A 22,323-nucleotide genomic window follows, 5' to 3' on the forward strand; every position below is an offset into this window, starting at 1 on the left:
CTCAGGCGGCCCGGTCGCGGGGCACGCCCTGGGCGATCGCACGCGCCAGCGCGGCCCGGCGTTCGGCATATTCCCGCGCGACCATCGGATAGTCGCCCGGCAGGCCGAAGCGGGCGCGATAGCTCTGCGGGTCCAGCCCATGCGCCGTCAGATGGCGCTTGAGGGTCTTGTAGACGCGCCCGTCGATGAAGCTCATGATGCCGTCGGGCTGGACCGAGCCGCGGACCTGTGCCGCGCTCGGCTTGTCGAGCCGCACCTGCAGATCCGGGGCCGCCGTCACCGGCCCGCCCCCGGGATACGCCAGCGCGCTGATCGCGCTGTGGCACTGCGCGATCAGGGCCGGCAGTTCGCTCACGGGGACCCGGTTATTCGACACGTAGGCAACGACGAGCCCAGCAACCAGCTCGATATTGGATTGGGGGCTCATCGGAGTCGATGGGGACACGGGGCGGCCTCCTGAATGGGATGAAAACCTTCATAGGTTGGTCCGTCCCATTGCGCTTGCCTGGAAGCGTGCTACCGTTTTCCTGAGCGCGCACGCGGGCGCCCGAATACAAGAAGTTGCAATGAGGACTTTGTTCTCGACGGCGGATTACGCGCCAGAAGACAGTTTCCGCTTCTGGCGTGAGACGATCTTCGATCGCATTGTGCCTGTCGAACTTACGCCCACCGCCGCTCACGGATTCGCCGGCTCCCTGGAGGCCGCCGAGGTCGGACCTCTGCTCATCACCCGGGTGACGCAGAGTGCCGTCACGACCGTCGCGACCCCGGACACGATCCGGCGGCACGGCAAATACGAGACGCTGAACGTCGCGATCACCCTGAAGGGCCGCGTGTTCAGCGCGCAGGACGATCGCACGGCGATCCAAAATCCCGGCGACATCGTCGTGATGGATCGGCGGCCAGCCGTCATGGGTTCGGATGGCGACACGCAGACGCTGTTCATCGAGATGCCGCGCGCGTGCCTGGAACGGGCGCTCGGCTCGACGCGCCGCTTCACGGCCCTGACGATCGGGGCCGACCAGGTCGGCACGTCGATGGTCACGACCTTCTTCCAGGAACTCGCCCGCACCGCCGGTCAGATGACCCCGGACATGGCGAACCGCATGGCCTCGATCGGCGTCGATCTGGTGGTCGCCAGCATCGCGGAGCGCCTCGCCCACGAGCCCCCGAGGAACATCCAGGGGATCCTCATCTTTCAGCGCGCCTTGGCCCATATCGAGGCCAATCTGGGCGACGTGGATCTCGACCCCGCCCAGCTCGCGGCGGCGGTCGGCGTGTCGCTGCGCCACCTGCAGACGCTGTTCCGCGAGCAGGACCGCAACATCGCAGACTGGATCTGGCGGCGGCGTCTGGAGAGCGCCGCACAGCGGCTCACGGATCCCGGCTTCAGCCACCTGTCCGTGGGCGAGCTGGCCTATAGCTGCGGCTTCAGTACCCAGAGCCACTTCAGCCGACGCTTCAAGGAGAGCTACGGACTCTCACCGAGCGATTACCGGAGGGCGCCCGGGATCGCGGGCTGACGGCCGGCTATTGGGGACGGGCCCCCGCGGAGTTCGCCCGGATCCATCCCGGCGCGAGGATGTCGCCGTCCTCCGTGATGATCCACGGGCTGGCATCCTCGGCGTCGATCGCCGCGACCGTGGCGGCCAGGGCGGCCCGCAGCGTCGGGAAGCTGCGCGAGTCGGCGACCCGGGCGGGCGCGTAGCCCGGCCAGAGAGTCAGTTCGGCGGGTCTGTCGAGGTCGGTCGGCATCATGGCGTAGGCGGGTCTGGAGGGGCACGCCGCCGATGCCGCGGACGTGCAGGGGAAGCGAGCGGAGCGCGGGAGGCCTCCCGGGCCGCCCGCCGAGCGGAACGCGACGCGCGTTCAGGCGGCTTTCGGCTTCGGCCGGGGAACACGCACCTCGACGGTTTGTCCGGTCAGCGGATTCAAGATCAGCATGGCAGCACGTCTCCGGTGGAACTGCCCGTAGAACGCCGGCCGATCGCATCCGGATCGGGGCGGTCGGTGCAAGTTTGCCGATTGGGTAAACCAATCGTTCACCGTGGCGGCGGGCCGTCCATCCGCCCCGTGATCGCCCCAGGATAGATCCGGGTCGCCGCGCCGATGGAAGGCCGCGCGCATACCGCTTTAGGAGGAGGTCCGACCCGGGCGCAGATCGCGCGCAGATCGCGCGCAAGCGGGCCGACCGGGCGCCGCCGCGACGCGACCGCGCCGGCGGTGCGACGGGCCCCGCCATCCCGAGCGCGGCAGTCACGGGCCGAACGGCCCGGTTCGATCAGACCCGTTCGGGCTCCGCCAGCAGGATGGCGGCGCGGATCGCCGCCCGGCGCAGTCCGGTATCGGCCCAGGGCTGATCGATCAGCGTCCGGGCGAAGGGATGCGAGGCCACCGCCACCGCAGGGTCGATGCGGAAGCCGTCCCCGAACGCCACAGAGCCGGGCGTGGGATCGGCCAGATACGCGTCCACGACGGCCGAGACGTCGTCATCGACGATGTCGAGGGTCGTGAACAGGTCGAGGGTCATCGGGCGCTTCGCCATGGCGGCGCTATAGCGGCGTCTGCACGACAGGATCACGACTCCCGCCCCGGGCCGCGGCGCCCCGTTCAGTACGCGTCCGGCACGTACATCTCGGCGGGGACCGGACCGCGCACGTAATCCGCATGCCGCAGGCGGGCCGGCAGGTGGACCGGCGGGTGCTCCACGCTGCCGTACGGGATCTGGCCGAGCAGATGGCTGATGCAGTTCAGGCGGGCCCGGCGCTTGTCCACCGCCTCGACCACCCGCCAGGGCGCCTCGGGGATGTGGGTGCGCGCCAGCATGTCCTCCTTCGCCCGCGTGTAATCCTCCCAGCGCCGACGCGACTCGACGTCCATCGGCGACAGCTTCCACTGCTTGAGCGGATCGCGGATCCGCATCTGGAAGCGGAATTCCTGTTCCGCGTCGGTGATCGAGAACCAGTATTTGAGGAGGACGATGCCGGAGCGCACCAGCATCCGCTCGAACTCGGGCACCGAGCGGAAGAACTCCTCGACCTCCGCCTCGGTGCAGAAGCCCATCACCCGCTCGACCCCGGCGCGGTTGTACCAGGACCGGTCGAACAGCACGATCTCCCCGCCGGCCGGCAGGTGAGAGACGTAGCGCTGGAAGTACCATTGCGTCCGCTCGCGCTCGCTCGGGGCCGGCAGGGCGGCCACGCGGCAGACGCGGGGGTTGAGGCGCTGGGTGATCCGCTTGATCACGCCGCCCTTCCCGGCCGAATCGCGGCCCTCGAAGAGGACGACGACACGCAGCTTCCGATCCTGCACCCAGTCCTGGAGGCGGACCAGTTCGTGCTGCAGGCGCAGCAGTTCGCGGAAATAGACCTTGCGGTCCAGGCGCTCGGGCTGTGCGCCGTCGGCGGCGAGCCGATCGAGGCGCTCCTCCTCGAGCCCGAGTTCCACCTCCTCATCGTAGCTGTCGGCAAGGTCGCGCCGGATCGCCTCCAGGGCGGCATCCAGGGCAGCACTGTCGTCGAGCCTCATCGCGGGTCCCCCTGCGTGTCGGACGGCCGAGCTAGAGCAGCCTTCCGTGACAGGCCTGAGAAGCGATCGGCCCGCGGGCGGACGATCCGGTATCGCACCCGTGATCGTTACGTCATACGCTTCGGCCACGGAGCACCGCGACCGGAGACGCGTCATGGCTGGAGAAGCGACGAAGCCCCCGCCGGGGCGGGCGCCGGACGATCTGGATCCGGCGCGGGCCGAAGGCGAGAAGGTCGGCGCCCGGATCGACGCGGCGTTCGAGAAGCTCGCCAGGAAGATGCGCGCCCGCGCCGACAAGGCTCATGGCAAGCTCGATGCGGCGACGCCGGCCGAGAAGCGCGCGGTCCTGCTCCGCCGCTACGAACTCTACGCGGATGCGGCGGCCTATCTCGAAGAACGGCTGGTGCAACGCGGGGAGCGGTCCACGTGATCTGCACCGACCCGGCCCGGCGCGTCGCCGCCGGCCGCAGCTGACGGCGAGGCCCGACCATGTTCGACGCGACCAAGATGCTCGCCGATGCCCTCGGCGAGCATCTCGCCGTCACCTACCAGCGGACCTTCGGCAGCCGGGAGCCGCGCTATGCCGAGATCATCGAGGCCTCGGCGCGCCTGACGATCGAGCGGATCGTCGGGAGCGATGCCCTCTACCATGACGGCGATCATACGGCCCTCGTCACCCTGGTCGCCCAGGACATCCTGCGCGGCCGCTTCCTGCACGAGGGTGTCACACCGGAGGACTGGCTGCACATGATCCTGGCCGCCCTCTACCACGACATCGGTTACGTGCGCGGCGTCTGCGCGGGCGACCGAGCCCAGGCCTTCGTCATCGACGCGCGGGGCGGGACCGTGTGCCTGCCCCGCGGGGCCTCCGATGCGGCGCTGGCGCCGTATCACGTCGAGCGCTCGAAACTCGCTGTCCAGGAGCGCTTCGGCACGCACGATCTCGTCGATGCGGGCCGGGTCATCCGGGCGATCGAGCTGACCCGCTTCCCGGTGCCGGAAGACGACGCGCATCGCGAGACCGGGACCGAGGCGGGCCTGTTGCGGGCGGCCGACCTGATCGGGCAGCTCGGCGACCCGCTTTATCCGCGCAAGTTGAATGCGCTGTTTCACGAATTCGCCGAGATCGGCGTCAACGCGGAACTCGGCTACGACAGCCCGGCCGACCTTGCCGAGCGCTATCCGTCCTTCTTCTGGGGCAAGATCGAGCCCGTGATCGGGGATGCGATCCGCTTCCTCGACCTCACGGTCGAGGGCCGGGGCTGGGTCGCCAACCTCTACGCCCATGTCTTCGCCATCGAACACGACCGCCGCCGCATGGGCCCGCATCCCGGATCGGGGCCCGTCTGAGGCCGGCGGGGCGTCCGGCGGGAAGACGCGGTGGGCCGGCCGGGCGAGGCCGCGGTCGCACTCGACGCGGCCGCCGGGGCGCGGCGTCCGGCCTATCGCCGCGGGCGCCGGTCGCTCACGGATGCCTGTGGATCGGATCGACCCAGTAGACGGTCTCGGGCGTCTCGGCGGCCTCGACATCGGGCAGGTTGACCACCACCGCCTCGTTGTCGGAGCGCACCAGCACGCAATGCAGGGGCTCGTCGGTCGAGGCGTTGATCTCCTGGTGCGGCACGAAGGGCGGCACGAAGATGAAGTCGCCGGGGCCGGCCTCGGCCACGTATTCGAGCTTGTCGCCCCAGCGCATCCGAGCCCGGCCGGAGACCACGTAGATCACGCTCTCCAGCTCGCCGTGATGGTGCACGCCGGTCTTGGCGTCGGGCTGGATCGCCACCGTGCCGGCCCAGATCTTCTGGGCGCCGACCCGGGCGGCGTTGACGGCCGCCTGCCGGAACATGCCGGGCGTCTGCGCGGTGTTGGCATCGAGCCGGTCGCCCGGGATGACCCGCACGCCGTCGTGCTTCCACCGCTCCGGGGCGCCCGGCTCGTGGGCCTCGTCGTGCGCATGCGGGTGCGTGTGATCGTCGCCGCTGTCGTGCATGTCGAATCCTCCCGCGCCATCATGGCATGGCGGCGCGGGATCGCCGAGGAGGCCGGTCGCGGGATCGACGCGCGGCCGGCCGGTTCCCCACCGCTTCAGCCCCCCGCAATCGACGGGGCCGGGCCGACGGCCGGCGGCCGCGACGGGTGCCGGCCGATCCAGAAGACCAGGGCACAGCCGATGCCCGTGAGGGCGCAGAGCGGCAGCAGGGCGACGGGGAAGCTGCCGGTCTGCTCGCGCAGCACCCCGATCAGCGAGGTGATCGCTCCGGTCCCCAGATGCGCCAGCGTGTTGATCGCCGCGATGCCGGCCGCCGTCTGGGCCGGCGGCAGCGTCTCGGTCGCCAGGGCGAAGAACGGGCCCTTGATCGCGTAATTGCCGAGCAGGACCAGCGAGAGCAGGACCAGGGTGATCCAGAGGGAGCCCGTCAGCAGGGTCAGGGCGAAGCTCAGCGAGGTCAGTGCCAGCGGCAGGGCCGTGCTCCAGATGCGCTCGCCGCTGCGGTCCGCCCGCAGGCCCCAGACGATCATGAACACCGAGGCGATGCCGAAGGGGATCATGCTCAGCAGGCCGGTCTCCAGGTTGCTGAGGCCGAACCCCTTGAGGATCTGCGGCATCCACAGCGACAGCGTGTTGCTGGTGGCCGAACTGCCCGCGTAGATCACGGCGAGGAGCCAGACCTGACGGCTGGCGAGCACCGCCCACACCGCCGCGAGGCCGTGGGCGTGGTGCGATGAACCCGCCTCCGCGGCGCGGCGCTCGGTCTCCAGCCGGTCCGCCAGCCATCGGCGCTCCGCCGGGCTCAGGAAGGCCGCCTCGGCCGGCCGGCTCGGCAGCAGCGCCAGGGCGGCGATGCCGAGGAGGACGGCCGGGATCGCCTCCATGATCAGCAGCCACTGCCAGCCGCGCAGGGACGCGGCCCCGTCGAGGGTGAGCAGCGCCGCCGAGAGCGGCGAGCCGAAGAAGCTGGAGAGCGGGATCGCGACCATGAACATCGCCACGATCCGCGCCCGGTAGGCCTTGGGGAACCAGTAGGTCAGGTACAGGATCACGCCGGGGAAGAAGCCGGCCTCGGCCGCGCCGAGCAGGAAGCGGGCGGTGGCGAAGCTCGCCGGACCGGTGACGAAGGCCGAACCGATGCCGACGAGCCCCCAGGTGATCATGATCCGCGCGATCCAGATCCGGGCGCCGACCCGCTCCATGGCGAGGTTGCTCGGCACCTCGAACAGCACGTAGGCCACGAAGAACAGGCCGCCGCCCAGGCCGAAGGCCGCGGCGGAAAGGCCGAGGTCGCGGTTCATGGTCAGCGCCGCGAATCCGACATTCACCCGGTCGACGTAGGCGATGAAGTAGCAGAGCACGAGGAAGGGGATCAGGCGCAGGCCGACCTTCCGCATCGTTCGGCTCTCGAAGGCGGCCGCGTCCGCCCCGTGAGGCATGGTCGGTGTTGCCATGGTCCTGTCCTCGTTGAAATCCGGGCTGGCGCGCGCCGGGCGGCTCAGTGGTCGAAGCGGAAAAGGGCGGCGGGCGTCTCGCCCAGGATGATCCGGCGCTCGGCCGGGTCGGGTACCCAGGCGTCGAGGTCGCGCCGCGCCTCGGCGGGGCTGGCCTGGGTCTCGAACTGCGTGTGCGGCCAGTCGCTGCCCCAGAGCAGGCGCCGCGCACCGAAGGCACCACGCAGGCGCTCGGCCGCCTGCAGCGCCGTCTGCCGGCCGGCCGCGCCGCTGCCGATGCGGTAGGCGCCCGAGAGCTTGACCCAGACGCGGCCGCCGCGGCCGAAGCCGAGGAGGTCGGCGAAGCCCGGATCGGCGATGCCGAGGGCGGGGTCGATCCGGCCGAAATGATCGACCACCACCGGGACGCCCGCTTCGATCAGCGGCGGCAGCAGATGCGCGAGGCGCCGCGCCTCGGCCTGGACCTCGATCTGCCAGCCGAGATCCGCCACGCGGGCGAGGTGGGCCCGCCAGACCGGACTGCCGAACTCCGGGTCCGGCCGGCCGATCAGGTTGAGGCGCAGACCGACGACGCCTTGGTCGGCGAGATCGCGCAGGGTGACCGTCTCCGCCGCGGGGTCCAGCACCGCGATGCCGCGCAGCCGCTCCGGGGCGGATCGCAGGGCCGAGACCATGTAGCTGTTGTCGGTGCCGAGGAAGCTCGGCTGGATCAGCACGCCGCGCGCCATGCCGTTCCGGTCCAGCATGGCGCGATAATCGGCGACGCTCGCGTCGTAGGCCGGGGCGTAGCGCCGGTCCCCGACCAGGGTGAGGGTCCGGGTGAAGACGTGGGCGTGGGTATCCACCGCCGCCACGCCGTCGCGCGCGTCGAGGCCCGTCTCGGCCGCCCGGCCGCGGACGGGGAATGCGAGCGCGACGCCGCCCGCGAACAGGGTACGGCAGAACAGGCGCCGGTTCATCGGATCATCTCACGGTCTAGGGGAGCAGCGCGCCGCCGGACTGCCGATCCGGCAGGAGCGCGACGGCGAGGAGGACGAGCCCGTAGGCGCCGATGGCCGACAGGCCGATCGCCGTCCCAAGGCCGCAGATCTCGCTGAGCAGGCCGACGCCGAGGGGCAGCACCCCGGAGGCGAGACGGCCGGCATTGTAGCAGAAGCCCATCCCGGTCCCGCGCAGGCCGTCCGGGAAGAGCTCGCTGAACAGAGCGGCGAGACTCGCGGGGATCCCGGCCGTGCAGAAACCGAGCGGGGCGCCGAGAAGGAGCAGCCCCGTGCCGCCGACCGGCACCAGCAGGTAGAGGACGACCAGGGCCATGCAGCCGGCGGCGAACAACGCCACCGTCCGCCGGCGGCCGAGCCGGTCCACGAGGCCGCCCGCCACGAGGCAGCCCAGGCCGAAGGCCGCGATGATGATCGCGAGGTAGAGCCCGGTGCCCGCCACGGAGGCGCCGCGCTCGACGCTCAGATACGTGGGCAGCCACGTGAACAGGGCGTGGAAGCCCCCGTGCGCCCCCAGCCCGAGCAGCGTCCCGATCACCGTGATCCGGCGCAGGCCGGGCGAGAAGATCAGGAGCGGCCCGATGGCCGGCCGGGTCGGTCCGGCGGCCGGTCGGACCGGCTCCGGGACCGAGCGGCGGAGGTAGAGGACGAGGAGCGCGGGCGCGAGGCCGCAGGCGAACAGAGCCCGCCAGGCGGTCTCCTGATCCAATACGGAGAAGGCCGCGGTAGAGAGGAGCACGGCCGCGCCCCAGCCGAGCGCCCAGCCGCCCTGGACGGCGCCCAGCGCCTTGCCGCGATGCTCGGGCCGAATGGCATCCGCCATCAGGACCGCGCCGGCCGCCCATTCGGCGCCGAAGCCGATCCCCTGCAGCGCCTTCACGATCAAGAGCTGGCCGAAGCTCTGCGCGAAGGCCGCCAGGAAGGTCGCGACCGCGAACCACAGCACCGTGATCTGGAGGGCCCGGACGCGGCCGATCCGATCCGCCATGAGGCCGCCGAGCCAGCCGCCGATCGCCGCCGCGACCAGCGTGACCGCGCCGATCAGGCCGGCCTCCGGGCGGCTGAGCCCGAAGCTCGCGACCAGGGCGGGGATGGCGAGGCTGAACATCTGCACGTCCAGGGCGTCGAGCGACCACCCGCCCAGACAGGCCCAGAAGGTGCGACGCTCGGCCGGACCGACCTCACGGTACCAGCGGAACACGGGCTTTCCTCCGCCCTCTAAAGAGGACTAGTCATTTATATGACTTAATGAGCATGGGCCCGATGGCCCGTCAAGCCGGCGGCCTTTCACCGGATGTCGATGTGGTACCGGAAGTCCTTGGCGGCGCCGCGCGTCACGCGCCACTCGATCGGGCGGGCATCGAAGCCGAAGGCGAGGCGCGCGATCACGACGACGGGCTCGCCCTCCGCGATCCCGAGGCGCTCGGCGTCGGTCGCATCGGCGATGCCGACCGTCAGGGTCTCCTCCGCCCGGGCGACGATCTCGCCGCACAGGCGCTCGTAGGCGGGGTAGAGCAGATCGCCGATCTCCGTCAGCGGCGCCTCGAGGAGCGGTGCGAAGCGTGCGGCCGGCAGCCAGATCTCCTCGGACAGGATCGGTCGGCCCTGCAGAAGCCGCGTCCGGATCAGGCGGATCGCCTCGCCGCCTGCGTCGGGGCCGAGGGCTTCGCGCACGGCCGCGGGCGCCGGCCGGGCCTCGCGCAGCAGGATCCGCCCTTCCGGCACGGCCTGGCTCCCATCCGGCCCCAGATGCCGGAAGAACCGGAACAAGGATCGGTCGAAGCGCGGCCGGCGGACGAAGGTGCCGCGGCCCTGCTGGCGCTCCACCAAGCCGTCGGCGACCAGGACATCGATCGCCTTGCGCACGGTGCCGATGGCGACACGATGGGTCGCCGCGAGTTCCGCCTCCGTGGGAATCGGTTCGCCCGACCGCCAGACGTTGCGCGCGATCTGGAAGGCGATCGCGTCGCGCAGTCGCTGATAGAGCGGCAGACGGAGATCGGGCTGCGGCGCAGGCGTGAAGGTCATGTGTATGACTGTATGATCCTCGCGCATCGCCGCCAATGGGGCCGAGGGAGGCGGCGGTGCACAGCGTCGCAGGGCGGGACCCAGGCGCAGGGTCGCGGGTTTGAGCCCGGATGTCTGAAGACGGGCTCAGCGAGGAGCGGATGATCGAACGTCGCACGGCTCAGGAGAGCCGCCAGGGCCGGCGGGGCAGGCCGGTTCTCGTCGTGCTCGCCGTGAGTGTGGCGCTGATGATCGCCGCATGGGCCGGTCTGCTGATCTGGCAGGGCGCGGCATCGCCCCCCGATTACGCCAGCCAGAGCCAGGCCGCGGCCCGAAAGGTCGTGACCGGTTCCGAGACGGGCTCCGCCGGAGCCGCCCCGGCAGCCAGCGCGCGTCCGGCGCCCTGACGAGGAGCGGATTCACGCCAGAGGGTGCGCCAAGTGGTGCGCTGAGACGCCGAGACACAGATTCGCGAGGATCAGCGACCCCCGGGCGGGTATCCGTGTCGACGTGGAATCCCCGCGCGCCGTCGGTGCCTGCGGCGGCGGGTCGGATCACGGCAATGTCATCGGCACTATTGCGAGGCCGCCTGCCCCGGTCCTTGGAAGGACTTCGCTGCTCCGAACTTGATCCCGGGAGCGACTGCCTCATTTCGTCACCAGCCTCGAGCGCGACGGGGATTCCCCGGAGGTTCGAACTGCCTGCACCGCCCCGCCGCCTTCGATGCCCGAGCCTCGGGCGGCCGGCGGCTCAATGCCTAGGGGACCACTGATGAGCGAGACGATCGACAAGACGGACACCACGACGTTCCCGATGGCGGGCAAGTGTCCGTTCGGCGGCGACCGGATCGGCGGCGCCCACGGCAACCGTCCGACGCTGGAGAACTGGTATCCCCATCGCCTGCGGGTGGAAGTGCTCCACCAGAACGGGCTGGCGGCCGATCCCCTCGGGCCGGATTTCGACTACGCGGCTGAGTTCGCCAAGATCGACTTCGAGGCGCTCAAGCGCGACATCAAGCAGTTCCTGACCTCGTCGGTGGACTGGTGGCCCTCCGACTACGGCAATTACGGCCCGCAGATGATCCGCATGGCCTGGCACTCGGCCGGCACCTACCGGATCGCCGACGGGCGCGGCGGCGCCGGCACCGGGATGCAGCGCTTCGCGCCGATCTCCAGCTGGTGGGACAACGGCAACACCGACAAGTCGCGCCGCCTCCTGCAGCCGATCAAGCACAAGTACGGCAACGCCCTGTCCTGGGCCGACCTGATGGTCCTGACAGGCAATTGCGCCCTGGAGATCATGGGTCTGCCGACCTACGGGTTCGGCGGCGGGCGGCTCGACGCCTGGGAGGCGGACAACGCCACCTACTGGGGCCCCGAGGTGGTCGAGATGGGCTCGGTCTCGAGCTTCGACGACATGGTGAACCGCGACAAGCGCTGGCGCGGCAAGAACGGCGACGCCGACTACGACCTGGAGAACCCGCTCGCCGCCTCCCACCAGGCGCTCATCTACGTGAACCCCGAGGGACCCTACGCCAACGGCGATCCGCAGGGGTCGGCCAACGACATCCGGGTGACCTTCACCCGCATGGCGATGAACGACGAGGAGACCGTGGCGCTGATCGCGGGCGGCCACGCCTTCGGCAAGAGCCACGGCATGACCCCCGCCAAGGAGATCGGTCCGCCCCCCGAGATGGCGCCGATGGAGGCGATGGGCCTCGGCTGGCACAATCCGAAGGGGTCCGGCTCCGGCAAGGACACGATGACCAACGGCATCGAGGGCAGCTGGACGCCCGATCCGACCAAGTGGGACAACGCCTATCTGGAGAACCTCTTCAAGTTCGAGTGGGAACAGACCAAGAGCCCGGCCGGGGCGCTCCAGTGGACGCCGAAGGACCCCAACGCGCCGAAGACGCCGGACGCCCATGTCGCGGGTCAGATGCACCCGCTGATGATGATGACCTCGGACATCGCCCTCAAGGTCGATCCCGAGTACCGCAAGGTCTGCGAGAAGTTCCTCAACGACTTCGACGCCTTCACCCAGGCCTTCTCCAAGGCGTGGTACAAGCTCACGCACCGCGACATGGGTCCGAAGCACCGCTATCTCGGCCCGGAGGTGGTGATCGAGGACGGGCTCCTGTGGCAGGATCCGCTGCCGGAGCGCGACTACGACCTCGTCGGCGAGGCCGAGATCGCCGTGCTGAAGCAGGCGATCGCCGGGACCGGCCTGTCGGTGTCCGATCTGGCCTTCACGGCCTTCTCGGCGGCCTCGACCTATCGGGACAGCGACAAGCGCGGCGGTGCCAATGGCGGCCGACTCGCCCTCGCCCCGCAGAAGGATTGGGCCGTCAACCGCCGGGCCGCGCCGGTGATCGAGGCCCTGCGCAACGTGATGTCGACCTTCAACGGCGGGCGCAGCGACGGGAAGAAGATCTCCCTCGCGGACCTGATCGTGCTCGGCGGCTGCGTCGCCGTGGAGAAGGCGGCCCGCGATGCCGGAGTCGACACGCCGGTGCCGTTCACGCCGGGCCGGGTGGACACGACCCAGGCGCTCACGGACCTCGAGATGTTCGAGTGGCTGAAGCCGGTGGTGGACGGGTTCCGCAACTACGTCGATGACGGCTTCGGGCAGATGACCCGCAGCGTCTCGCCGGAGGAGATGTTCCTCGACAAGGCCAACCTGCTGACGTTGACGGCCCCGGAATGGACCGTCCTGACCGGCGGCCTGCGGGCGCTCAACGCCAACCACGACGGGTCGAACCGGGGCGTCCTGACCGATCGGATCGGGGTGCTGACGACCGACTTCTTCCGCAACCTGACCGACGTCGATCTGGTCTGGGAGAAGGCGGATGCGGACGGGATGACCTTCGCGCTCAAGGACCGTGCGAGCGGCCAGACGAAGTTCGAGGCGACCCGCAGCGACCTCGTCTTCGGGTCGAACGCACAGCTCCGGTCGATCGCCGACGCCTACGCGGGCAGCGACGGCCAGCGGCGCTTCGTGGCGGACTTCGTCAAGGCCTGGGACAAGGTCATGATGCTCGACCGCTTCGACGTGAAGGGTCACCGGCGCTACGCGCCGATGGCGGCCTGACACCCGCCCTCAAGATACGCCCGCGCGGCCTGCGCGGGCGTTATTCCGGAGCATGCGCCGCGGACGGACCGACGATGTCCGCGGCCGCGCCTTCCGTCCCGCAGCCTCAGGTCCCGAGGCTGTGTGTGGCCAGTGCAGCCCAGTAGGCCGCGCCGACCGGCAGGGCCTCGTCGTTGAAATCGTAGCCCGGATTGTGGAGCGGCAGGCTCGGCCGCGTCCCGTCGGTGCCGATCCAGGCATAGGCGCCCGGGCAGGCTTCGAGCATGTAGGCGAAATCCTCCGACGCCATGGAGGGGCCGACATCGCCACGGCGCGCGGTGATGTCCGGGACGGTCCCGGCGGCCGCGAGGGCGGTGCCGACGGCATCGGCGGTGTTGACCGTGGCCGGGTATCCGAACCGGTACGCCACCTCCGCGCGGGCGCCGTGCGTGCCGGCGGTCCCGCCGGCGATGGCCTCGATGAGCTCCGCGACGCGCTTGCGCACCGCCTCGTCCAGGCAGCGGACCGTGCCGCGGATGACGGCGTGGTCGGGAATGACGTTGTATGCGTCGCCGCCGTGGATCTGCGTGACGCTGAGCACGACCGGCTCCGTGGGGGCGATGCGGCGGCTGACGATGGTCTGCAGGGCGAGGACGATCTCGGAGACGACCACGAGCGTGTCGGTGCCGCGCTCCGGCATGGCCGCATGGGTGCCGAATCCGGTGACCGCGATCTCGAACGTGTCGAGGGAGGCCATGATGGCGCCGACCCGGGTCGCGAAGGTCCCGAGGGGCAGGCCCGGCCAATTGTGCAGCCCGTAGACGGAGTCGCAGGGGAACAGCCGGAACAGGCCGTCCTCGACCATCGCGCGCCCGCCGCCCTCGCACTCCTCCGCAGGCTGGAAGATGAAGTGGACCGTCCCGGTCAGGTCGGTGCGGGCCGCGAGATGCCGCGCCGCGCCGAGCAGCATCGCCACGTGGCCGTCATGGCCGCAGGCATGCATCACGCCGGGCGTCCGGGAGGCGTAGGCGACGCCTGTCGCCTCCTGGATCGGCAGGGCGTCCATGTCGGCCCGCAGGCCGATGGTCGGGCCGTCGCCCCGGCTCAGGGTCCCGACCACGCCCGTGCGCCCGAGCCCGGTCTTCACGGACAGGCCGCAGGCGGCCAGTTCCCGCGCGACGAGATCCGCCGTGCGGACCTCCTGGTAGGCCAGTTCGGGATAGGTGTGCAGGTCGCGCCGCCACGCGACCATCCGCTCCACGGTCTCTGCCTCGATCCCCATGTGGTCTCTCACCCATGCCAGAGGCCGCCGGAGCGCCTCGTTCCCCCTGCCTCACCCTACGCCGGACGGCGCGGCGGTTCACCCCAGCGGCGGATGCATGAAGAACTGCGCGATCAGGGCCGCACCGAGGAACGTCCCGGCATTGGCCATGAACGAGACCACCACGATCCGCCAGCCGAGGCGGCGGAAGGCGGGCACGTCCTTGGCGACGGAGAGGCCCGCGAAGGTCAGGATCGGCGTGGCCAGGGCCAGGAAGTTGATCTTGCCGGTCAGGGCGGCGATCTCGGCGGCGTAGGGCGTGCCGGGATAGGTCAGGGCCATGCCGATGATCGAGACCCACAGGACCGCCGGCAGGCGCCGGCCGAGGAGCAGGTAGACGATCCAGCCGGCCAGCACGGTGCCGATGATGATCGCCATCCCGCCGACGACCTTCGCGTCCGGGACGACGCCGTAGGTCAGCCAGTTGCCGATGAGCCCGTAGGCACCGATCAGGATCCAGGCCAGGACGGTCTCGGCGAGGCCGATCCGCACCTCCTGATGGACCGGTGCCTCCGCCTGCGGGTCGACCGCCGCCGGGCGGGCGGCATCCGGCCGGTTGCGGCCGAGGATCGGCTCCAGCTTGCCGTAGGCCCAGATCGTGAAGGGCAACGACAGGAACAGGGTGAAGTACGTGCCGATCGTCGTGGTGACGAGGTTGCTGGCCGCCGCGAAGGTCGCGACATCCTTGGCGACCTCGGGGGTCTGCTGAGCGGCGATCGCCCCCGAGGCGGCGGCCATCATGCTGCCGGAGCCGACGCCGGCGCCCATCGCCAGGGCCAGCGGGTTGAAGACGCCCAGGCTGGCGATCAGCCCGGCCAGCAGGGCGATGAACACCGCGCCGAACACCGTGCCGGTCAGGTACTCCGCCAGCACGCCGCGGCCCTCCGGAGAATCCATGCCGTAGCGCTCGCCGATGATGGCGAGGCTCGGCTCGCGGCCGACCGAGAAGGTCGCGCCGATCGCCTCGCGCTTGATGCCGAGGAGGAGCGCCACCGGCAGGCCGAACACCATCGTCCCGAAGAAATGGCCGAATTCCTGGAAGGCGAGCGCCCAGCCCGAGGCCAGGATCTTCGGCAGCGAGCCCCCGACCAGCAGGCCGAGCTTGGCGATGAAGATCAGCAGCGCCGGCTGGAGATAGGCCCCGGCCGCGTTCTGCAGGGCGCCCGTCAGCCGCAGGGGCGCCGGGAAGCGCGGGCTCATCAGCCCCAGGGCCCCGCCGAGGAGCAGGGCCCAGAGCAGCGGCAGCAGGACGATCTTGCCGGCCCCCACCGGGATGCTGACGTTGCCGATCGCCTCGGCGATGATGACGATGACCAGGGCGAGCAGGAACAGCGTCAGCTTCCCGCCGCCGGAAACGGGCGGCGCGTCCGGCCGCGTGTTCGTCGCAAACAGTTCGCCCGCCATCGTCATCCTCCCCGCCCCTCCGGGGCTGCCCATCGCCCTGCCTGCCGGACTTGGCCGCCGGTCGTGTCGGTTGATCCCGTCCGTCGCCCCCCGCGCCCGGCGCCTAGCCCACGTAGCCGAAGGTCACCGCCGGCTGGGCCGCGGTCTCGACCCAGACGCTCTTGGTCTGCGTGTAGGCCATCAGCGCCTCGCGGCCCGAGGAGCGGCCGAAGCCCGAGCGGCCGAAGCCGCCGAACGGCGAGGCCACGTTGATGGTCTTGTAGCCGTTGACCCACACCGTTCCGGCCCGCAAAGCCGCCGCGACCCGGTGGCCGCGACCGCCGTCGCCGGTCCAGACCGCGCCCGCGAGGCCGTAGGGCGTGCCGTTGGCCAGCGCCACCGCCTCGTCCTCGCCGTCGAACGGCAGGACCGTGAGGACCGGGCCGAACACCTCCTCCCGGGCGATCGCCGCGTCCGGCGCGACGCCGTCCACGATGGTCGGGCCGAAATAGAAGCCGCCCGTGTCCCGCAGGGACGCGGGGCAGGCCCCGCCGGCCGCGATGGTGGCGCCGGCGCTCGCCGCGGCCTCGACCATGCCGGCGATCTTGTCGCGCTGGCGCCGGTTGTTGATCGGCCCGATCTGCGTCGCCGGGTCGGTCGGCGCCCCCACCGGGATGCGCGCGGCGGCGTGGGACAGGCGCTCCACGAAGGACGCGTGGATCGAACGGTGCACGAGGAGGCGGGAGCCCGCCACGCAGCTCTGGCCGGCGCCGCCGAAGATCGCGGCCTGCGCGCCGATCAGCGCCCGGTCGAGGTCGGCGTCGGCGAACACGATGTTGGCCGACTTGCCGCCGAGCTCCAGCACGCTCGGCACGATGGCGCGGGCCGCCGCGGCGGCGATCTGCGCGCCGGCCTCGGCCGAGCCGACGAACACGACGAGGCGGGTGTCGGGATGGGCCACCGCGGCGGCCCCCGTGGTCGGACCGGCGCCGGCCAGCACCGAGACGAGGCCGCGGGGCATCCCCTCGGCGCGGTCGCAGAGCAGGCCCAGCGCCAGCGAGGTCAGCGGTGTCAGCTCGGAGGGCTTCAGCACCACGGCGTTGCCGGCGCAGAGGGCCGGGGCGATCTGCCAGCCGGCGGTGAAGATCGGCGCGTTCCAGGGGGTGATCTGCACCACGGTGCCGAAGGGCTCGTGGCGGGTGTAGTTCAGGTGCGAACTCGGCACCGGGATGACGTCGCCGTGAAGCTTGTCGCACCAGCCGGCATAATACTCGAACATCTCGGCGACCTTGGCGACCTCGCCGCGCGTGTCGCGGATCGGCTTGCCGGCCGAGAGGGTCTCCAGCTCAGCGAGCGCCCCGGCGTGCTGCCGGACCAGGGCGGCGACCGCCCACAGGGCCCGGCCCCGGGCGGCGGCGCTCATCCCCCACCACGCGCGCTGGGCGTCGCGGGCCGCCGCCATCGCGGCCTCGACCACCGACGGCCCGGCATCGGCGAAGGTCGCGAGCACGCCGCCGTCCGCGGGGTTGACGAGGTCGAGGGCGGCGCCGGTCCCGGCGAGGACCTCGCCGGCCACGACGCTGCCGATGCGGCCGCCCGGCAGGAAGTCGGTCAGGAGGGCGGCGACCCGGTCGGCGGCGGGCGAGTGCGACGTGCCGGACATCAGTGGGCTCCCTTGGGATCGCGGTAATCGGCCATGCGGGTGAAGTCGGCCGTGTCGGGGATCGCGGCCTGCGTGGCCTGCCAGATCCGCTTCACCTCGGCGGAGAGCGGCAGGTCGATCCCGCATTCGGCGGCGAGCTCCAGGGCGAGGCGCACGTCCTTGCGCATCAGGCCGGCCGAGAAGCCGCTGTCGAAGGTGCCGGACTGGACCCAGCGCGGGACCATGACCTCGCTGATCGCGCTGCGGCCGGTGGCGGTGTTGACGACCTTGACCGCCTCGTCGGCCGAGAGGCCCGCGGCCTCCGAGAGGCGCAGGGCCTCGCCGGTGGTCACGAGATGGGCCGCCACCAGCAGGTTGTTGACGAGCTTGACGATGTTGCCGGCGCCCGACGGCCCGACATGGGGGGCGCGGGCCGACATGGCCTCCAGGACCGGCCGGGCCAGGGCGTAATCCGCCTCCGCCCCGCCGACCATCATGGTCAGGGTCCCCTCGGCGGCGCCGGACGGGCCGCCGCTCACCGGCGCGTCGAGGAGCGCGTGGCCGGCCGCGGCGAGGCGCTCGGCCAGGCGCCGAGTGGTGCCGGGATCCGAGGTCGAGGTGTCGACCACGACCACCTTGCGGTCGGTCCGGGACAGGAGGCCGCCCTCCGCGGTGACCACCGCCTCCACGTCCCGCGCCAGCGGCAGCGAGAAGACCAGGGCGTCGGCCGCTTGCAGGACCTCGTTGAGGGTGTTGAGTGTCGTCACGCCGGCGGCCTCCGCGGCCGGGCGCCGGGCCGGGCTGAGGTCGTAGCCCAGGACCGTGAAGCCCTTGCGGGCCAGGGTCGCGGCCATGCCCAAACCCATATTGCCGAGCCCGACGACCCCTACCGTTGCGATGGTCATGCCGATCCGTCCTCACGATGCGGCACTATCGTTCCGGTAATAGAGCGTTGCGACAACAACCGATTTCTGCACGATGCGTGCGGAAATTCAGCACGGTCCCGGTCAGGCCGGCGGCGGCCGGAACGCCACCATGTGGTCGGCCAGCCAGCCCAGCAGCCGGGCCGCCCCCTCGGGCAGCCGTCGCCCGGCCCGGATGACCAAGTGGGCGCTCGCCTCGGACAGGATGGCGTCGCGCAACGGCACCGCGTCCAGGAGGTCGGCGCGCAATTCGGCCGCGACCACGAAGCGGGGCAGGAAGGCCACCCCCATGGCCGCCATGACGAAGCGGCGGTGCAGCTCGAAGGACGCCGTCTCCAGCCGCGGCACCAGCCGGAACCCGCCATCCGCCTCGACGCGGCCGAGGAGCTGGCGCACCCCGTGGTCGGGCGGCAGCAGGGCGGCCGGCTCGGTGGCGAAGCTGCGCAGGGGAACCGGCGCCGACCCATTGGCGAGGGGGTGACCCTTCGGCAGGACGGCGAGCAGGGGCTGCCGGGCGGAGACGACGCCGCGGACATCCGGATGCGCGGGCGGATTGTAGACGAGGCCGATATCCGCCTCACCCCGCGCGATCGCCGCGAGGATGCCGTCGGTGGTGCCGATCTCGACCTGATAGGCGATGCCCGGATGGTCCTGCGCGAAGCCCGCGAGGGCGTTGTCGAGGAGGTCGATCAGGAAGCCGGCGCCGCAGCGCAGGCTGATCGTCCCCCGCTGCACCCCGCGCAGGCGCTTGAGCTGGTCCTCGAGGAGCGCCGCCTCGTCGGCCTGCCGCTGCGCGTGCTCGGCGACCAGACGGCCGGCCTCGGTGGGGACCACGCCCCGGGGCAGGCGTTCGAGCAGCGTCTCGCCGACCTGCGCCTCCAGCTCGATGATCTGCCGACTGACGGCCGAGGCGGCGACGTTCAGGCCCTCGGCGGCGGCCCGGACCGAGCCCGCGCGCACGACGGCGAGGAGGTAGCGCAGGGCGCGGTCGTTCACGGCGGCGGGCCTCCGGCGGCCGCACCGTGCCGGTCGATCGCGACGGTCCCCCGCGCCACGACGAGCACGGGCGCCTGGCGCTCGACGATCACCTGGGGCACGCCGCCGGCGCGGAAGGCGATCAGGTCGGCCCGGGCCCCCGGCGCCACCACGCCCGGGCCCAGTTCCAGAACCCGCGCCGGGACGGTTGTGACGGGGTCGAGCAGCGCGGCGAGCTCTCCGTCGGTGCGGAGATCGAACCGATAGGCGGCGAGCTGGGCACGGTCGACCATGCCGGTGACCGTGGCTGGATTCCAGCAGTCGCGGACATTGTCGGTGCCGAAGCAGACCGGGACGCCGCGGTCCCGCAGCCGCGGGATCGGCGGGCATCGGCGCCCGCCCGGCACGCTGCTGAGGATCGCGACGCCGGCCCGGTTCAGGCCTTCCGCGATCCGGCCGAGTTGGAGATCGTCGGCTTCCGCGAGGGCGAAGGCGTGGCTGATCGTGACCCGCCCGCCGAGGCCGGCCGCCGCCGTGCGGGCCGCGATCGCCGCGATCGTGTCGAGGCCGGCTTCGCCGCCGTCGTGAAGGTGGATGTCGATACCCCTTCCGTGACGCTCGGCCAGGGCGAAGACGATGTCCAGGTGACCGTCGCGATCGCCGTCGATGCCGACGGGATCGAGGCCGCCGACGAGATCGGCGCCCATCCGCAGGGCCTCGTCCAGGTCGCCCGCGACCGGCGGGCATCCCAGGATCCCGCTCTGCGGGAAGGCGACGATCTGGATCTGCATCCGGTCGGACCAGCGCGCCCGCAGGTCGAGGATCTGGGCGAGGTGGTCGAGCCGCGTGACGTCGTCGATGTCGACATGGGTCCGCAGGCTCGTCGTGCCGCCGCGGAGCATGCGTTCGAGGAGGGCCTCCGCGCCCTGCGCGGCGAGCGGCACCCGCGTGGTCCGGCGGAAGGCCTTCTCGTCCGCGATGATCGCGCGGACGGATCCCTGCGCCCGGTGGGGGCGCCAAGCGAGGCCGAGCAGGCACTTGTCGAGATGGACGTGCCCGTCCGCCAAGCCCGGCAGCACCAGGGCGCCGCCGAGGTCGATCGTGCGAGCGGCAGGGGGCAGCGGCGCGCCGGGATCGTGCAGGACGGCCACGCGGCCGTCCCGGATGTCGATGGTCGCCCGGCGGCCTTCGGCGAGCGTGACATCGCGCAGGCGCAGGTCGCAGGGGGCTACCGTGTCAGAACCGGGACTCGACGTCATGCCGGGGCTCCTCTCGCATCCTGATCCGCGGCGGCCATCAGAGGGGCCGGCCCGCCGCCACGACGGTCCGGATGGCGAAGCTCGATTGCAGCCGGGCCACGCCGGGGAGACGCGACAGGACATCCTTGTGCAGCCGCTCGTAATCGGCCGCGTCGACCACCTTGAGCTTGACCAGGTAATCGGCCGTCCCGGTCATCAAATAGCAATCCTGCACCTCGGGACAGCGCCGGACGGCCGCCTCGAAGCGGTTGAGGTAATCCTCGGTCTGGCGGTCCAGGGTGAACTGCGTGAGCACCACGAGGCCCGGCGCGTCGGCGCCGCCGCCGATCAGCGCCGTGTAGCCCCGGATGATCCCGGATTCCTCCAGCAGGCGCACGCGGCGGTGGCAGGCGGAGGCGGACAGGCCGATTGCGGCGGCGAGGTCGGCATTGCTGATCCGGCCGTCGACGCGCAGGGCCTGGATGATGCGGCGGTCGATCTCGTCCACAGCGGGTCACGAAGGATCTTCGAAATCGTCGTAGAAACTTGCACGGGCAGCCCATCGTCGCAAGACGCTTCGACACATCGCACGCCTGTTCGACGATCCTCCGTATAGCTTGGCGGCAGCGCATCAGGGAGCCGCCCCGGGGGTCGCCATGAGCAGGATCGATCGCGATCACCGGCCCGATGCCGGTCCCGCAGGCACGGCAGCCGCGCTCCTGACGATCGACCTCGGGGCCATCGCCGACAATTACCGCGCCCTCGCGTTGCAGGCCGGGCCGGCCGTCTGCGCGGCGGTGGTCAAGGCGGACGCCTACGGGCTCGGCGCCGACCGGGTGGCGCCGGTCCTGGCCGCCGCCGGCTGTCGGCACTTCTTCGTGGCGCAGGTCGGCGAGGGCGTCGCCCTCCGGGCGATCCTCGGCCCCGGCCCCGTGATCGCCGTGCTCAACGGCGCCTCCCCGGGCAGCGAGGCGGCCTGCGCGGCCCACGACCTCGTCCCCGTCCTCAACGACCGGTCGCAGCGCGACGGCTGGCAGGGTCTCGCCCGGCGCCTGGACCGGCGCCTGCCCGCGATCCTCCAGATCGATTCCGGCATGGCCCGGTTCGGCTTCGCGCCGGACGAAGCCTGCGCGCTCCTCGACGCGCCGGACGCGCTCGCGGGCCTCGACCTGCAGCTGGTGATGAGCCACCTCGCCTGTGCGGGCGAGCCGGACAGCCCCGTCAACGCGGCGCAGCGCGCCGTCTTCGAGGTCGTCCGGCGGCGCCTGCCGGCCGTGCCCGCGAGCCTCGCGGCCTCCTCCGGGATCTTCCTCGGGCCGGACTTCCGGTTCGACCTGGTGCGCCCCGGCGCCGCCCTCTACGGGATCGCCCCGCAGGCGGACGCCCCGAATCCGATGCGGCCGGTGATCGGTCTGCGGGCGCGGGTGATGCAGACGCGCAGCGTCCCGGCCGGAACCCCCGTCGGCTACGGGCACGCGGCGACCGTCGGCCGGGACAGCCGCCTCGCCACCGTGGCGATCGGCTACGCGGACGGGTTCTTCCGCAGCACCGCCGGTGGGGCGGCCTGGTTCGGCGGCACGCGCCTGCCCGTGGTCGGGCGGGTCTCGATGGACAGCCTCGTCCTGGACGTCACCGACCTGGCCCCCGGCACGATCGGGCCGGGGGCGCTCGTCGACATCATCGGGCCGGAGCGCGACGTCGACGCCGTCGCCGCGGCGGCCGGCACGATCGGCTACGAGGTCCTGACCAACCTCGGCCACCGCTTCCACCGCGTCTATCTCGGAGCCTGAGGCCC

22 protein-coding genes are annotated in these 22,323 nt (G+C 71.7%); 6 read left to right on the forward strand and 16 right to left on the reverse strand.

Annotated elements, in window-relative coordinates; genetic code table 11:
• Position 1 precedes the first annotated feature (1 nt).
• A complete protein-coding gene (locus tag A3862_RS07730) occupies positions 2-427 on the reverse strand; it encodes a MucR family transcriptional regulator (protein WP_111473475.1) in 426 nt (141 codons plus the stop codon).
• 139 nt (positions 428-566) lie between these two features.
• Between A3862_RS07730 and A3862_RS07735 the strand changes: the two genes are divergently transcribed.
• Positions 567-1,523, forward strand: coding sequence for a helix-turn-helix domain-containing protein (locus A3862_RS07735; protein WP_111473476.1), 957 nt, complete (start codon positions 567-569; stop codon positions 1,521-1,523).
• Between the two features lie 7 nt (positions 1,524-1,530).
• Here the strand turns inward: A3862_RS07735 and A3862_RS07740 are convergent, their stop codons facing one another.
• From A3862_RS07740 to ppk2, 3 genes are all read right to left on the reverse strand, one after another.
• Complete coding sequence (locus A3862_RS07740; RefSeq protein ID WP_111473477.1) at positions 1,531-1,758, reverse strand: hypothetical protein; 228 nt, start codon at positions 1,756-1,758, stop codon at positions 1,531-1,533.
• A gap of 523 nt (positions 1,759-2,281) precedes the next feature.
• Entirely contained in the window at positions 2,282-2,530 is a 249-nt protein-coding gene (locus tag A3862_RS07745; protein WP_124262955.1) for a hypothetical protein, read from the reverse strand.
• 80 nt (positions 2,531-2,610) lie between these two features.
• Positions 2,611-3,528 carry a polyphosphate kinase 2 gene (gene ppk2 / locus A3862_RS07750; protein ID WP_043357892.1) on the reverse strand — a complete coding sequence of 306 codons (918 nt, stop codon included), beginning with the start codon at positions 3,526-3,528 and terminating at the stop codon, positions 2,611-2,613.
• Positions 3,529-3,682: 154 nt separating this feature from the next.
• Between ppk2 and A3862_RS07755 the strand changes: the two genes are divergently transcribed.
• Both A3862_RS07755 and A3862_RS07760 read left to right on the forward strand, forming a co-directional pair.
• Positions 3,683-3,958 carry a hypothetical protein gene (locus A3862_RS07755; RefSeq protein WP_043357894.1) on the forward strand — a complete coding sequence of 92 codons (276 nt, stop codon included), beginning with the start codon at positions 3,683-3,685 and terminating at the stop codon, positions 3,956-3,958.
• 59 nt (positions 3,959-4,017) lie between these two features.
• Positions 4,018-4,878, forward strand: a complete 861-nt coding sequence (locus A3862_RS07760; protein WP_043357896.1) for a hypothetical protein — start codon at positions 4,018-4,020, stop codon at positions 4,876-4,878.
• 115 nt (positions 4,879-4,993) lie between these two features.
• Here the strand turns inward: A3862_RS07760 and A3862_RS07765 are convergent, their stop codons facing one another.
• The 5 genes from A3862_RS07765 to A3862_RS07785 all read right to left on the reverse strand — a co-directional run bounded on the left by A3862_RS07765 (position 4,994) and on the right by A3862_RS07785 (position 9,998).
• On the reverse strand, positions 4,994-5,518 hold the full coding sequence (locus tag A3862_RS07765; RefSeq protein WP_043389080.1) for a cupin domain-containing protein: 525 nt from the start codon (positions 5,516-5,518) through the stop codon (positions 4,994-4,996).
• Between the two features lie 95 nt (positions 5,519-5,613).
• Positions 5,614-6,972: an MFS transporter gene (locus A3862_RS07770; RefSeq protein WP_100794051.1), complete on the reverse strand. Its 1,359-nt coding sequence runs from the start codon at positions 6,970-6,972 to the stop codon at positions 5,614-5,616.
• A gap of 44 nt (positions 6,973-7,016) precedes the next feature.
• Positions 7,017-7,931, reverse strand: coding sequence for an amidohydrolase family protein (locus A3862_RS07775; protein WP_043389084.1), 915 nt, complete (start codon positions 7,929-7,931; stop codon positions 7,017-7,019).
• A 16-nt stretch (positions 7,932-7,947) separates the two neighbouring features.
• A complete protein-coding gene (locus tag A3862_RS07780) occupies positions 7,948-9,171 on the reverse strand; it encodes an MFS transporter (RefSeq protein ID WP_043760019.1) in 1,224 nt (407 codons plus the stop codon).
• Positions 9,172-9,257: 86 nt separating this feature from the next.
• On the reverse strand, positions 9,258-9,998 hold the full coding sequence (locus tag A3862_RS07785; protein WP_043357911.1) for a GntR family transcriptional regulator: 741 nt from the start codon (positions 9,996-9,998) through the stop codon (positions 9,258-9,260).
• A gap of 140 nt (positions 9,999-10,138) precedes the next feature.
• Between A3862_RS07785 and A3862_RS07790 the strand changes: the two genes are divergently transcribed.
• Positions 10,139-10,384, forward strand: a complete 246-nt coding sequence (locus tag A3862_RS07790; protein WP_043389089.1) for a hypothetical protein — start codon at positions 10,139-10,141, stop codon at positions 10,382-10,384.
• Positions 10,385-10,748: 364 nt separating this feature from the next.
• Positions 10,749-13,067, forward strand: a complete 2,319-nt coding sequence (gene katG, locus A3862_RS07795) for a catalase/peroxidase HPI (RefSeq protein WP_043760017.1) — start codon at positions 10,749-10,751, stop codon at positions 13,065-13,067.
• Positions 13,068-13,173: 106 nt separating this feature from the next.
• Here the strand turns inward: katG and A3862_RS07800 are convergent, their stop codons facing one another.
• From A3862_RS07800 to A3862_RS07830, 7 genes are all read right to left on the reverse strand, one after another.
• Entirely contained in the window at positions 13,174-14,328 is a 1,155-nt protein-coding gene (locus A3862_RS07800; RefSeq protein WP_043760015.1) for a M20 aminoacylase family protein, read from the reverse strand.
• A 78-nt stretch (positions 14,329-14,406) separates the two neighbouring features.
• Positions 14,407-15,771 carry a DUF3100 domain-containing protein gene (locus A3862_RS07805; protein ID WP_236961843.1) on the reverse strand — a complete coding sequence of 455 codons (1,365 nt, stop codon included), beginning with the start codon at positions 15,769-15,771 and terminating at the stop codon, positions 14,407-14,409.
• 103 nt (positions 15,772-15,874) lie between these two features.
• The gene (locus tag A3862_RS07810) at positions 15,875-17,413 is read right to left on the reverse strand and encodes an aldehyde dehydrogenase family protein (RefSeq protein ID WP_043389098.1); all 1,539 of its coding nucleotides are present in this window, start codon (positions 17,411-17,413) and stop codon (positions 15,875-15,877) included.
• Entirely contained in the window at positions 17,413-18,297 is an 885-nt protein-coding gene (locus A3862_RS07815) for an NAD(P)-dependent oxidoreductase (protein WP_043760013.1), read from the reverse strand. The genes A3862_RS07810 and A3862_RS07815 overlap by 1 nt, the downstream gene beginning before the upstream one ends.
• A gap of 102 nt (positions 18,298-18,399) precedes the next feature.
• Positions 18,400-19,311, reverse strand: a complete 912-nt coding sequence (locus A3862_RS07820; protein ID WP_043354113.1) for a LysR family transcriptional regulator — start codon at positions 19,309-19,311, stop codon at positions 18,400-18,402.
• Positions 19,308-20,549 (reverse strand): amidohydrolase, encoded by a 1,242-nt coding sequence (locus tag A3862_RS07825; protein ID WP_043760011.1) that lies wholly within the window; start codon positions 20,547-20,549, stop codon positions 19,308-19,310. The genes A3862_RS07820 and A3862_RS07825 overlap by 4 nt, the downstream gene beginning before the upstream one ends.
• 37 nt (positions 20,550-20,586) lie before the next feature.
• Positions 20,587-21,036, reverse strand: a complete 450-nt coding sequence (locus A3862_RS07830) for an Lrp/AsnC family transcriptional regulator (protein WP_043354111.1) — start codon at positions 21,034-21,036, stop codon at positions 20,587-20,589.
• A gap of 148 nt (positions 21,037-21,184) precedes the next feature.
• Between A3862_RS07830 and alr the strand changes: the two genes are divergently transcribed.
• Positions 21,185-22,318 carry an alanine racemase gene (gene alr, locus A3862_RS07835; protein WP_043760010.1) on the forward strand — a complete coding sequence of 378 codons (1,134 nt, stop codon included), beginning with the start codon at positions 21,185-21,187 and terminating at the stop codon, positions 22,316-22,318.
• Positions 22,319-22,323 lie beyond the last annotated feature (5 nt).

It is taken from the genome of Methylobacterium sp. XJLW, from assembly GCF_003254375.1.
In the GTDB taxonomy this organism is placed as follows: Bacteria; Pseudomonadota; Alphaproteobacteria; order Rhizobiales; family Beijerinckiaceae; genus Methylobacterium; species Methylobacterium fujisawaense.